The sequence below is a fragment of the Nonomuraea sp. NPDC050790 genome (genome assembly GCF_044456745.1).
Lineage (GTDB): Bacteria > Actinomycetota > Actinomycetes > Streptosporangiales > Streptosporangiaceae > Nonomuraea.
Map to the genome: position 1 here is coordinate 1,353,703 of NZ_JBITGF010000001.1, position 12,381 is coordinate 1,366,083.

The 12,381-nt window shown below is 69.4% G+C and carries 10 protein-coding genes; 5 read left to right on the forward strand and 5 right to left on the reverse strand.

The genetic code is table 11. From position 1 onward, the window contains the following. Nucleotides 1–15: 15 nt before the first annotated feature. Both ACIBEJ_RS06100 and ACIBEJ_RS06105 read right to left on the reverse strand, forming a co-directional pair. Nucleotides 16–771: an ABC transporter permease gene (locus tag ACIBEJ_RS06100; protein ID WP_397181500.1), complete on the reverse strand. Its 756-nt coding sequence runs from the start codon at nt 769–771 to the stop codon at nt 16–18. A gap of 11 nt (nt 772–782) precedes the next feature. Beyond that, entirely contained in the window at nt 783–1,691 is a 909-nt protein-coding gene (locus ACIBEJ_RS06105; protein ID WP_397181501.1) for an ABC transporter ATP-binding protein, read from the reverse strand. 126 nt (nt 1,692–1,817) lie between these two features. Here ACIBEJ_RS06105 and ACIBEJ_RS06110 point away from each other — a divergent pair, with 126 nt between their 5' ends. Continuing rightward, nucleotides 1,818–4,805, forward strand: coding sequence for a glycoside hydrolase domain-containing protein (locus ACIBEJ_RS06110; RefSeq protein ID WP_397181502.1), 2,988 nt, complete (start codon nt 1,818–1,820; stop codon nt 4,803–4,805). 547 nt (nt 4,806–5,352) lie between these two features. Here the strand turns inward: ACIBEJ_RS06110 and ACIBEJ_RS06115 are convergent. Beyond that, the gene (locus ACIBEJ_RS06115; protein WP_397181503.1) at nt 5,353–6,438 is read right to left on the reverse strand and encodes an ROK family protein; all 1,086 of its coding nucleotides are present in this window, start codon (nt 6,436–6,438) and stop codon (nt 5,353–5,355) included. A 142-nt stretch (nt 6,439–6,580) separates the two neighbouring features. On the opposite strand from ACIBEJ_RS06115, the gene ACIBEJ_RS06120 reads away from it, so the two are divergent. From ACIBEJ_RS06120 to ACIBEJ_RS06135, 4 genes are read left to right on the forward strand one after another with little or no spacing between them, the layout of a single operon-like run. Then, complete coding sequence (locus ACIBEJ_RS06120) at nt 6,581–7,843, forward strand: Gfo/Idh/MocA family protein (protein WP_397181504.1); 1,263 nt, start codon at nt 6,581–6,583, stop codon at nt 7,841–7,843. A 1-nt stretch (nt 7,844) separates the two neighbouring features. After that, nucleotides 7,845–9,095, forward strand: coding sequence for an ABC transporter substrate-binding protein (locus ACIBEJ_RS06125; RefSeq protein ID WP_397181505.1), 1,251 nt, complete (start codon nt 7,845–7,847; stop codon nt 9,093–9,095). After that, on the forward strand, nt 9,092–9,973 hold the full coding sequence (locus tag ACIBEJ_RS06130; protein WP_397181506.1) for a carbohydrate ABC transporter permease: 882 nt from the start codon (nt 9,092–9,094) through the stop codon (nt 9,971–9,973). The genes ACIBEJ_RS06125 and ACIBEJ_RS06130 overlap by 4 nt, the downstream gene beginning before the upstream one ends. Next, nucleotides 9,970–10,836 carry a carbohydrate ABC transporter permease gene (locus tag ACIBEJ_RS06135; RefSeq protein ID WP_397181507.1) on the forward strand — a complete coding sequence of 289 codons (867 nt, stop codon included), beginning with the start codon at nt 9,970–9,972 and terminating at the stop codon, nt 10,834–10,836. The genes ACIBEJ_RS06130 and ACIBEJ_RS06135 overlap by 4 nt, the downstream gene beginning before the upstream one ends. Nucleotides 10,837–10,851: 15 nt before the next feature. Here ACIBEJ_RS06135 and ACIBEJ_RS06140 read toward each other — a convergent pair whose 3' ends face one another. Both ACIBEJ_RS06140 and ACIBEJ_RS06145 read right to left on the reverse strand, forming a co-directional pair. Continuing rightward, the gene (locus tag ACIBEJ_RS06140; protein ID WP_397181508.1) at nt 10,852–11,232 is read right to left on the reverse strand and encodes an ACT domain-containing protein; all 381 of its coding nucleotides are present in this window, start codon (nt 11,230–11,232) and stop codon (nt 10,852–10,854) included. 5 nt (nt 11,233–11,237) lie between these two features. Continuing rightward, nucleotides 11,238–12,371 (reverse strand): aminotransferase class I/II-fold pyridoxal phosphate-dependent enzyme, encoded by a 1,134-nt coding sequence (locus ACIBEJ_RS06145; protein WP_397181509.1) that lies wholly within the window; start codon nt 12,369–12,371, stop codon nt 11,238–11,240. Nucleotides 12,372–12,381: the final 10 nt, after the last annotated feature.

The window sequence follows — 12,381 nt, forward strand, 5'->3', positions numbered from 1 at the left end:
CTTCCCCGGCCGAGCCTATTCCCAGCGGAACCAGCGCACCGCGATCGCGGCGCACACCACCGCGTACCCCGCCAGGATCAGCAAGGGACCGGCGGACGGGAAGTCGCCCAGGTAGGCGTCCTGGAAGGCCCGCATGCCCGCGCCGAGCGGCGTGACGTGGCTGATGTCGCGCAGCAGCGGCGGCATCTGCGCGATCGGCACCCAGAGGCCCGCGAAGAACATCATCGGGAAGAACAGCACCGTGCCGATGGCCGTGGCCATGCTCCGTCCCGGTGCGAGCGCGGTGATCAGCAGGCCGATGGACAGCAGCGCGGCGGCAGCCAGCAGCCAGGCGAGGGTGAAGCTGAGGGGGTTCTGCGGCAGCCGTACGCCGAAGCCGAGGTTGGCGACCACGAGGAACAGGAGCGTCGCGACGACCGCCAGCGCGAGGTTGGCCACGAGCTGGGCGGTGAGCACGCGGACCGGGCCGACCGGCGTGGTGCGCATGCGGCGGAGCACGCCGTTCTCGCGGTATCCGGCCAGCGTGGTGGGCAGCGCGGTCATGGCCAGGATCGCCAGGTTGAACAGGATCAGGACAGGGATGTACAGGTCGAAGACGGTCAGGCCGCCGGCGGCCGCCTGGGGCTCGCGCAGCGCGGGGATGCTGCCCAGGATGATCAGCACGACGAGCGGGCAGCCGATGCCCCAGACGGGGCCGACCTTGTCGCGGATGGACAGCTTGGTCTCGGCTCCGATGAGCTTCCAGGTGGCCGAGGGGGCGTTGGCGGTCATGGTGCCCTTTCTCAGTGGTCGGTGGTTCCGGTCAGCTTCACGAAGGCGTCCTCCAGGCTGGCCTGCTCGACGCGCAGCCGTTCCGCGACGATCTGGTTGCGCGCCAGGACGGCGGTGACGGCGTTGAGCGCGTTGTCGGTGCCGCTGACGATCACGAGCTCGCCCTTACGGCTGACGCCGGAGACCTCGGGCAGGCCGGCCAGCAGGCGCTCGTCGAGCGGCCTGGACGGGCGGAACTGGATCCGCTGCCCGATACCGGCCCGCGCGGCCAGGCCGGAGGGGGTGTCGACGGTGACGACGCGGCCGGCGTCGATCAGGGCCACCCGGTCGCACAGCCGTTCCGCCTCCTCCATGAAGTGCGTGACCAGCACGATCGTCACCCCGCGCGAGCGCACGCCCTCGATCAGCTCCCAGGTGTCGCGCCGCGCCTGGGGGTCGAGGCCGGTGGTGAGCTCGTCCAGGATCGCCACCTTCGGGGAGCCGATGAGGGCCAGCGCGATGGACAGCCGCTGCTTCTGGCCGCCGGACAGCTTGCCGTACCTGGTTCTGGCCTTGCCCGCCAGGCCGAGGCCGTGCATGAGGGCGCGCCAGTCGGCCGGGCGCGGGTAGAAGGAGCTGTAGAGCTCCAGGGCCTCGGCGACCTGGAGGCGTTCGGGGAGCTGGCCGGCCTGCAACTGCACGCCGAGGCGTCGGGTCAGCTCGGCGCGGTCGCGCCGGGGGTCGAGGCCGCAGACCGTGATCTCGCCCCGGTCCGGCGTGCGCAGGCCCTCGACGCATTCGACGGTCGTCGTCTTCCCCGCGCCGTTCGGGCCGAGGATGCCGAGGATCTCGCCCTCCTCGACGGTGAGCGAGACGTCGTCGACCGCGACGTTGGTCCCATAGCGCTTGTGGAGGTTGCGTACCTCGATCACTGGTGGCATGGCCTCAGCCTGGTACGGCCGGCACTTGTCCCGACACCGACCAGTGGGCGGGACTTCGCCTCCACCGATCGGTGGATCGCGGCCCCTCTTGACCCACACTTAATAAAGGACCCATCATAAGTGGCCATGCGACGACGAGCACTCCCCTTACTCTGCGCCACCGCCCTGCTCGCACCCTTCGCGCCCTTCGTACCGGCCGCCGTGGCCGGTCCCAGAGCCGCGCAGGTGTGGGTCGAGAGCCCGCTGAAGACCGTCTACCGCACGACGACGATCCCGCAGCGCCCGGCCACCTCCATCAACCTCGTAGCCGCCCGCGGCGAGTACGAGAGCGCCCAGATCGCCGTACGCGCCGCCGACCGGCTGCGCATCCAGCGGGTGCGGTTCGGCGACCTGAGCGCCGGCGGCAACAGGCGGATCGCCGGGGCCAACCTGGACTACCGCTTCGTCTCCTACAAGGACGACAGCACGGTGGCGGCCAACCCCTTCTTCCCCGACCGTGAGGGCGACCTGCTCTATCCCGAGTCGGTCACGCCCGACCCGCTGTCCAACGACCGGCAGACCTGGGTCGAGGCCGGCCGTACGCAGCCGGTGTTCGTGACCGGGTTCGTCCCGCGCGGCACCGCTCCCGGTACCTACCGCGGCAGCGCGACCGTCGAGACCTCGCGCGGCAACTACGCGGTCCCGATCCAGGTCAGCGTGGCTGACGCGGAGATCCCCACGATCGACAAGTCACCGTTCACGAACTACCACTGGACGATGACGAACGGCTTCACGTGGGACGGCTTCAGCTGGAACGGCTCCGCCGGCGCCCCGGCCTACGACGTCGGCGAGCACTACTACGGCGTCGAGACCTACAGCGACGCCTGGTACCGCCTCATGGGCGAGTTCGCCCGCAAGCTGGCCGCGTACCGCACGAACATGGTCTGGCTGCGCACCGACCTGTTCCTGCAGTCCACCGGCACGGAGCTGTCGGAGTTCGTCGACGGGATCCCGGGCGACATCGACTGGACGAACTTCGACCGCTACGTCGAGACGTTCAAGCAGCACGGCATCACCAGCTTCGCCAACCAGCACCTCGTCCACGCGCTGAACAAGATGCCCGACAGCGAGAAGCCCACCGACGCGTGGAACACCAAGCTGCCTGACAACCTGCCCGTCACGGACGCCTTCCTGACCAACTACCTGACCGCCCTGCACCAGCACCTCAAGAGCAAGGGCTGGACGAACGGGCTGACCTGGTACCAGCACATCCTCGACGAGCCCATCACCGACAAGCAGCGCAACCTCTGGACCTACGTCGCGCGCGAGATCAAGCAGATCAACGCGCGGATCGGGTCCGGGTTCCGCACCATGGACGCCGACCCCGACGGCATCCTGCTCGACGACAGGGCCAAGCCGTACGTGGACACCTGGGTGCCGCTGACGCCGGCGTTCCAGCACAAGAAGGCCGGCTACAAGGCACAGCAGGCCGCCGGCCAGGACCTGTGGGTCTACACCTGCGAGGTCAACACTCCCCCGTGGCTCAACCGGTTCTGGACGCAGCCGACGATGACCGGCCGCATGCTGTTCTGGGACCTGGAGCGCGAGGGCGTGCAGGGTCACCTGCACTGGGCGTGGAACGCCTGGTACGTGGGCCCGTGGAAGGGCGACTCCTACATCGTCTACCCCGACCGGGCCAACATGACGGTCAAGAGCAGCCTGCGCCTGGAGGCGCACCGCGACGGCCTGGAGGACTACGAACTCCTCAACATCCTGCGCACGCGCAACCCGGCCCTGGCCAGGCAGATCGTGGACAGCGCGATCAGCCCGGAGGACCCGCGCCGCTACACCCTCGACCCGTCCTACGTCGCCACCCTGCACGACTACCTCGTGCGGGCGGCCGCGGGCGAGAACGTCGGCGCCGTCCCCCAGCCGACCAGCCCCTATGAGGGCCAGGACGTGCCGCGCACGTTCCTGACCGACAGCGCCGACAGCGGCGTCGTCTACTCCGCCGGCTGGTCGACCAGGCAGCGGCAGTCGGCCTACCTCGGCAGCGTCCACCTGAGCAAGACGTCAGGCAGCAAGGCCACCTACGAGTTCGAGGGCACCGGGATCGACGCGTTCTTCGAGAAGAACACGACGACGGGCAAGGTCTCCGTCTCGATCGACGGCGGGCCCGCGACGGTGCTCGACCTGTACGAGTCGGTCCAGTACGACCGCTTCACCGCCTTCCGCAAGACCGGCCTGACGCCGGGCAGGCACAAGATCGAGATCACCAACGCCGAGGACAAGGAGGTACGCCTCGACGGCTTCCGCGTGCACCTGGCTCCCGGGCAGCAGCACTACGACGCCACGCTGAAGGACCTGAAGCTCACCGACGTGGCGCAGTTCCCGTTCGAGGGGCACCGCGGCGACTACACGCTGCTGGTCGACCAGGGCGCGAGCAGCGTCAGCCTGACCCCCACGCTGACCGACTCCGGCGGCTCCGTCACCGTCAACGGCGCCGCCGTGGCCAATGGTGCGAGCGTCCGGGTGAACGTGGCCGACGGCAGGAACAAGGTCGAGATCCGCACGCTGGCCAGTGACGGCCGCACGGCGAAGACCTACGCGCTGAGCCTGGTGAAGGGCGCGGTCAACACGCCGGAGGCCAACGTCGCCAGGAGCCACACGACGGTGTCGGCCTCGGCGGCCCGCGACGGTGAGGGCGGCGTGCAGTACGGGCCGCAGAAGATGGTGGACGGCGAGTACGGCACCATGTTCGCCGCCAAGCAGGGCTACACCGACGCCAACCCGTTCCCGCACGAGATCCAGGTGGGCTGGGACCAGCCGAAGGCGTTCAACACGCTGGTGGTGGCCACTCGCGGGGGCATCCCGCAGGGGCTGACCGACGTGGACGTCGAGGTCTCCACGAACGGGACCGACTGGACGAGCGCCGCCCAGGGGGTGACGTTCCGGTGGTCGCGCGACGATGACGACGGCGTCATGGAGTACGCGGCCGCCAACCTGCCCGACCTGCAGGGCGTCAGGAAACTGCGCCTCAAGATCAACGACGCCAACTACACGCGGTGGAGCATGTACGCGGTCTACGAACTGGAGCTCTACAACCTCCCAACCGCCCCCACCCAGCCCAACTAGCAACCACCCAGGCCCACTAGCAACCACCCAGCCCAACTAGCCACACCCAGGCCCACTGGCAACTACCCAGGCCAACAGGCCAGACCAGCCAGAAGCCAGCACAGCGACCCGGCCAGACCAACCAGCGGCATGGCCGTCTACCTGTCGCGGCCAGCGGCGGGCCCCGGCTGGAGGCCAAACGAGCGACCCGGCCTGGCCAAACCAGTGGTCTGGCCGGGCGCATGGCCTGACAACCTGGCTGCCCGCCCAGCCCACCGGCCTGGCCAGCCAGCAGTCAGGCCAGCTAGGTGGTCAGGCCAGAGACCTGCCAGGCATGTGGCAACCTGGCAGGTCCTGGGCTCGGCAGGCAGCCCCTCAGCCCCGGCACGCCCATCGCCTGGCACATGAACCTGCCTGACACCGGAGTTGCCTGGCACGCAGCGAGCCCGACGCGTGGGGTGGCCTGGGATGCATCAGGCCTGACAACCAAGGTGGCCTGACACCCCGGATGGTCTGGCACGTGGCGGGTCTGGTGGTTGGGCCGGGTGGGGTTGGGGAGGGGGTCGGGTTAGGGGGAGGGTTTGGGGAGGGGGGTGTCGGTGTCGTAGAGGCGGGCGTCGACGTGGTCGAGTGCCCGGCGCACCGCCCCCAGCAGCACCGCCTGCTCCCCCAGGTCCGAGATCGCCACCACAGGCGTGGCCAGGCAGAACGGGTCCAGGTGGCGGCGTACCGGGGCCAGGAGGACGTCGCCGGAGCGGGACACGCCGCCGCCCAGGACCACCAGCTCGGGGTCCACGGTCAGGACCAGTGCGGCGATGCCCTCGGCCAGGTCGCGTGCGTACTGGTCGACCGCCCACTCGGCCGCCGCGTCGCCCGATCTGGCGGCGGCGAAGACCTGGGCGGCCGCGTCCTGCGGCTGCGTGCCCGAGGGCAGGTCGCGGAAGCCGGTCAGGTGCGCGGGAGCGCGGTGCCAGCCGATCAGCGGCAGCGCCCCGATCTCGCCCGCCGCCCCGTTGACGCCCTTGAGCAGTTCGCCGCCGACCAGGATGCCCGCGCCGGTACGCACCCCGGCCAGCACGAACACCAGGTCGTCCACGCTGCCCGCCTGGCCACGCCAGCGTTCGGCCAGCGCGGCCAGGTTGCAGTCGTTCTCCACGAGGATCGGGCAGTCGAAGGTCTCGCGCAGTTCGCCGGCCAGGTCGAGGCCGGTCCACTCGGGCAGGCCGACGGACAGCTTCACCACGCCCTCCGCGGTCACTACACCCGTGGTCCCCGCACAGACGGCGGCAATACGGTCAGCCGTAATGCCGCTCGCCTTCAGCGCGCCCGCGATCGCCGTCCTGAGGGCCGCGAGGCGGTCCGCGCGGCCCGCGGTGGACGCGATCTGCTCGGCGTGCGTGCCCACGATCGTGCCGTCCAGGTCGGACACGCCGGCCCTGAGCGTGTAGGAGCCTATGTCGATCCCGAGCACGTGGCCGCCCTCGGCGTGGAAGGTGAACAGCCTGGCCGGCCGTCCCATCTGGCCTGTTTCCGGCGGCAGTTCCCTGAGCCAGCCCGCCGCCAGCAGCTCCTCCACCAGGCCTTCCACGGTGGGCCTGGACAGTTCGGCCCCCTTGGCGAGGTCGGTGAGCCCGAGCGGCCCTCGCGACCGCACCGTGCGGAGCGTGGTCGCGAGATTGATACGGCGAAGCCGCGATGTGCCGCCACCTATGGTCACGCTCTCCCCCTTGACAGGTGCTACGTCGGACAAATAAAAACAGCCTTCATTAGTAATGTGCAACTCCTAGGGGATGCGAATGGTCACACTTGCCGTAGTTGGCGCGGGTCTGCGGGCCACCGGTTACGCCCGGCTGGCACGCGAAGGCGGCCTTGCCGAGATCGTGGCGGTCGCCGAGCCCGACCCGGGCAGGCGGGCCGACTTCGCGGCCGAGCACGGCATCCCCGCCGCTCACGTGTTCTCCGACTGGCAGGACCTGCTGGCCGGCGAGCGCCTGGCGGACGCGGTGATCGTGGCCACGCAGGACCGCCTGCACCTTGAGCCGGCCGTACGGGCGGCCGAGCTGGGCTACCACATCCTGCTGGAGAAGCCCATGGCGCCGACGGAGGAGGACGCCGCGGCCATCGCCGCGGCCGCCGACCGCCACGGCGTGATCCTGGCGGTCTGCCACGTGCTGCGGTACGCCCCGTACACGACCAAGCTGATGGAGATCCTCGCCGAGGGCCGGATCGGCCGGATCATGAACATCCAGCACCTGGAGCAGGTCGGCTGGTGGCACCAGGCGCACTCGTTCGTGCGCGGCAACTGGCGCAACGAGGCGGAGTCGGCCCCGATGCTGCTCGCCAAGGCCTGCCACGACCTCGACTGGATCGTCCACGTCAAGGGGCAGGTGCCCGAGCGCGTCTCCTCCTTCGGCAACCTGGTCCACTTCACCGCCGCGAGCAAGCCCGCCGGGGCGACCCCCCGCTGCCTGGACTGCCCGCTGGAGCCCACCTGCCCCTACTCGGCCAAGCAGCTTTACCTGGACTGCCTGGCCGACCCGGCCAGGCACTTCTGGCCGCTCGGCGCCATCACGCGCGACTTCACCGAGGAGGGCGTGTTCAAGGCCCTGCGCGAGGGCCCGTACGGCAGGTGCGTCTACGACTGCGACAACGACGTCGTGGACAGCCAGGTGGTGATCATGGAGTTCGCCGACGGTACGAGCGCCACGTGCACCATGACCGCCTTCGGCGCGCTCGAACACCGCAAGACCAAGATCTTCGGCACCCACGGCTCGATCGACTGTGACGGCGAGACCCTGCGCGTCCACGACTTCCTCACCGACAAGGTGACGGTCATCGACGCGCTCGCCGGAGCCGACGCCTCGGCCGCCTCCGGGCACGGCGGGGGCGACCTGGGGCTGATCGAGGCGTTCGTCGCCGCCGTCCGCGAGGGCGACCCCGCTCTGATCCCCACCGACGCGCACGCCAGCCTGGCCACGCACCGGGTGGTCTGGGCCGCTGAACAGGCCAGGCACACCCAAACCGTCGTTTCGATAGGAAAGGCCCCCCACCATGCGTAAATTGACGGCTGTCATCCTGATCGGCGCCCTCGGCCTGGCCGCCTGCGGCAAGAAGAACAGCGGCGAACCCACCTCCACCCAGGCTTCCCTGTCCTACCGCTCCAACTGGGGCCAGGCGGAACCCCAGGCGAAGATCATCAAGCAGATCTTCGACGACTTCTCCAAGGAGACGGGCACCAAGGTCGACGTGAAGTTCGTCGGCCGCACCGGCAACGAGAACCTCAACACCGAGATGGCCTCGGGCCAGGGGCCCGACCTGTTCGACACCACCACGGGCGACATCGACAACCTGACCGCCCAGAACATCATCGGCTCGATGGCCGACGTCGAGGCCGCGCAGATCCCCGGCGAGGGCAAGACGGTCAAGGACGTGATCCCCGAGCCGGTGCGCAAGGCCGCCTCGGGCAAGAACGGCCTGGCATTCGTCCCGCACACGATCATCTCCACCGCCGTCTGGTACGACGCGTCCAAGCACCCGGGGCTGAACCCGCAGACCTGGGAGGAGTTCATCGCCTTCCTGGACAAGCAGAAGGCGACCGGCCGTACCCCGATCGGACAGGACGGCACGATCCCCTTCTACAACGTCTTCTGGATCTACAGCCTGCTGGTCGGCGCCAACGGCGCCGGAAGCCTGGCCGAACTGGGCAAGGACGCGGCCAACTGGGACAAGCCGCAGGTGCTCGACGCGGCCAAGAAGGTCGAGCAACTCGCCAAGGGCGGCTACTTTCAGCGCGACTTCATCGCCACCAAGTTCCCCGCCGCGCAGGACGCCTGGGCGCAGGGCCGCTACGACCTGAACATCAACGGCACGTGGCTGGCCAGCGAGGTCAAGCCCCAGCTCACTCCCGGGTTCAAGGTCGCCTCCTTCCAGGTGCCCGCGGGCGGCAAGAAGTCCATCGAGGTGGGCACGCTCGGCTGGGGCGTCAATGCCAAGGGCAAGAACGTGGCGACCGCCAAGAAGTTCCTGGCCTTCGCGATGCAGAAGAAGTACATCGAGAAGATCTCGACCGAGGCGCTGAACATCTCCTCGCGCGCCGACGTGCCGGCGCCCGCGCACATGGCCGACGTGCAGAAGGCGGTGCTGGAGGCCAAGGAGACGCACCTGAGCTACGACTACGCCGGCGCCTCCAAGACCTGGTGGGGCGACGTCTTCCTGCCGCTGAGCGACGAGCTGCTGTCCGGCAAGCTCACCGCGGCGGAGTTCGTCGCGAAGGGCAAGAAGATGACCACCGAAAACCTGGCCAACGGGTGAAGACGTATGAGCGGGCCTTCTGGCCCTTCCTGATCCCCGCTCTGCTCGTCTACACGCTGCTGTTCGTCGCGCCGTCGCTGTTCGGCATCTGGATCAGCTTCACCCGGTGGTCGGGGCCTGGGGCCGAGATGACCTGGCGCGGGCTGGACAATTACGTCTCGCTGCTGCACAACGAGACGTTTCTGATGGCTTTCAGCAACACCTTCCTGATGGCGACCGTGGGCGGAGCCCTGATCTTCGGCTTCACCTTCCTGTCCATGGTCGCGCTCAGGACGCTCAAGGGACGGGCCTTCATCAGGTCGGTCATCTTCCTGCCGATGATCATCTCGCTGATCGCGATCGGCGCCGCCGTGGGCTTCCTGCTCAACCCGGAGGGCGCGGTCAACATCATCCTGGAGTGGTTCGGCTTCGATCCGCAGCCCTGGCTCGGCCCGGAGATGGTCTTCCGCTGCATCGTGGGCGGGCTGGTCTGGTCGAGCACCGGCTTCTACGTAGCGCTGATGATGTCGGCGGCCGACGCCATCCCGGCCCACGTCTACGAGGACGCCCAGCTCATCGGGGCCACCAAGTGGGAGCAGTTCCGGCACATCACCCTGCCGCTGACCTGGGACGTCTTCGCCGTCTCCGCGGTGTTGTGGGTGGTCGGCAGCCTGAAGATCTTCGACATCGTGCTGGCCTTCACCACGGCGGGCACCGCCGCCGCGCCGCCCGCGGCGGCCAGGACGATCGCGGTGCAGCAGTACTACGTGGTCAAGGGCGCGGGCCTGGCGGATCTCGGCAGCGCGGCGGCCATCGGCGTGATGACGCTCGTCGTGACCGCCGTGCTCATCGTGCTGACCCGGCGCATCACCAGGCGTGATCGAGTGGAGCTGTCATGAGACGTCTGATCGGGGACTTCCTGCTGCCGAAGGCGACGGCCATCGCCCTGTGGGCGTGGGTGGTCTTCAACCTCGCCCTGGTCGGCTGGGTGGGCATCCAGTCGCTGAAGGAGTCGCGCGAGGTGGCGCTGAACCCCTTCGCCCTTCCGCAGCGGCCGCGCTGGGAGAACTTCAGCTCGGCATGGCAGGCCGCGGAGTTCTCCGCCGCGGCGTTGAACAGCGTGCTCCTGACCGTGATCGGCTCCGTGCTGATCGTGGCGGTGGCGGCGCCCGCCGCGTACGTGCTGGCGCGCTCGAACCGGCGGATGGCCGGGCCCACGATCAACTACTTCGCGATCGGCCTGAGCATCCCGCTGCAGACGATTCTGGTGCCGATCGTGGTGATCAAGCTGTCGGTCTACACCTTCATGGAGGACTGGGTCACCGGCTGGTGGGACAACCGCATCACGCTGCTGGTCTTCCAGGTGGCGTTGTCGGTGCCGTTCTCCGTGTTCGTGCTCACCGGGTACATGCGCTCGCTGCCGCACGAGATCGAGGAGGCCGCCGAGATCGACGGCGCGGGGCCGCTCCGCTCGTTCGTGCAGGTCATCATGCCGGTGGCGCGTCCGGGGTTGACGACGGTGTTCGTGCTCAGCGTCATGGGGCTGTGGAACGAGACCCTGCTCGCGCTGCTCATCGCCCCCCTGCCGGAAGAACGCAACCTGCCGGCGGCGCTCCTCGGCCTGTACAGCAGCATGCAGTACAGCTCGGACTGGGGCGGCATGTTCGCGGGCATCGTGATCCTGATCTATCCGATGATCGTGCTGTACATCTGGCTGGGGCGGCGCATCGTCGAAGGCATGACCGCCGGCATCAGCAGGTAGAGGCCACGGCCGCGATCAGGCGGCCGTGGTGATCGTGTGGCCCGCGGCCAGCAGCGCCGCCTTGGCCTCGGGCAGGTCGGCGGTGCGTACCAGAAGATAGTCGGTGTCGAACGTGGACAGCGCGAACACCGGCACCCGGGCCTCGGCCAGCGGCGCCGTCAGCGCGGCCAGGATGCCGACCAGCGAGAAGTCCAGCGCGCCCGCGACCCGCAGCGCGCTGAAGCCGCGTTCCACCTCGGCTCCCGGCGGCTCCTGACCGGAGCGGCAGAGCACGGAGACCTCCTCGGCGGTGACCGTCAGCGCGTGCAGCTCCGCCGTGGCGGGCGGCGGGGGCGGGGCGGAGCCGGCGGGCAGCCGGCAGACGGAGTACTCGCGGCCGAGCAGGAGCAGTTCCACGTGCGTCACCTTCCCGAGGCGGGCGGCAGGGCGGCCACGACCGGCGAGAGCGCCTCAAGGGCCTCGGCCAGGTAGCCGGTGTCCATCCCGATGTTGATCCGGAACCATCCTTCCCTGCCGAAGAACGCGCCGGGCGCCACCAGCACACTCGCCTCGCGCCGGAACAGGTCGCCGACCTCGACGGACGACAGGTCGCTGTCGTAGCGGACGAACGCCAGCGCCGAGGCCATCGGCGCGAGCGCGGCGAGCCTGCCGCCCTGCCGCTGGGCCCACGCCGAGAACAGGTCGTAGCCCCTGCGCACGCAGGCGCGGTTGCGCTCGAACAGCCGCCGCCTGGCCGCGGGCCTGAGCGCGCACTCGGCGAGGAAGTTGTCGAGGCGGCCGGTCGCGATGGCGACGTACTCGTGCCGCCGCCACAGGTCCGCGAGCTCGGGATGAGCGCATACGGCCCAGCCGATGCGCAGCCCGGACAGGCCGTAGGACTTCGACAGGCTGCCCACGCCGATGACCCGGTCGGTCATGCCGACGAACGACGGCGTCTCGGCGTCGGTCAGGCGCTCGCTGCCCCGGTAGACCTCGTCGGCCACGAGCCAGGCGCCGCAGTCCTCGGCGATCCGCACGATCTCGGCCATCTCCGGCGGGGTGAGGATGTAGCCGGTCGGGTTGTTGGGATTGCACACGTAGATGAGCTTCGTGCCCGGGATGGCGACCTGCCGGAGCCGGTCCAGGTCGGGCGCCCAGCCGCGGTCGGCGTGCAGTTCGAACGCGGACACGTCGCAGCCGCGGTTGCGGGCCAGACCCCACACCTGGCGGTAGCCGGGTTCCATGACCACGACGCGGTCGCCGGGTTCGCACAGCGCGTCGACGATCGCGGCGTTGGCCTCCGACGCTCCCACGGTGACCAGCACGTCGTCGGTGCCGACGCCCTCGTGCAGGCCCGCGATGAGGCCGCGCAGGGACCGCTCGCCGTTGACCTCCGGGTAGTAGAGCGGCACCGACATGATCCGTTCCAGGTCCGCGCCGTCCTCGACGAGATCGGCCACGGTGACGGGGTCGACGGTGGAGTCGGCGAGGTTGAAGCGCACGGTCTGCTCGTGGTCGGACTGCCAGTTCTCGAGCTCGAACGTCTGGAAGGTCACGGGCACTCCT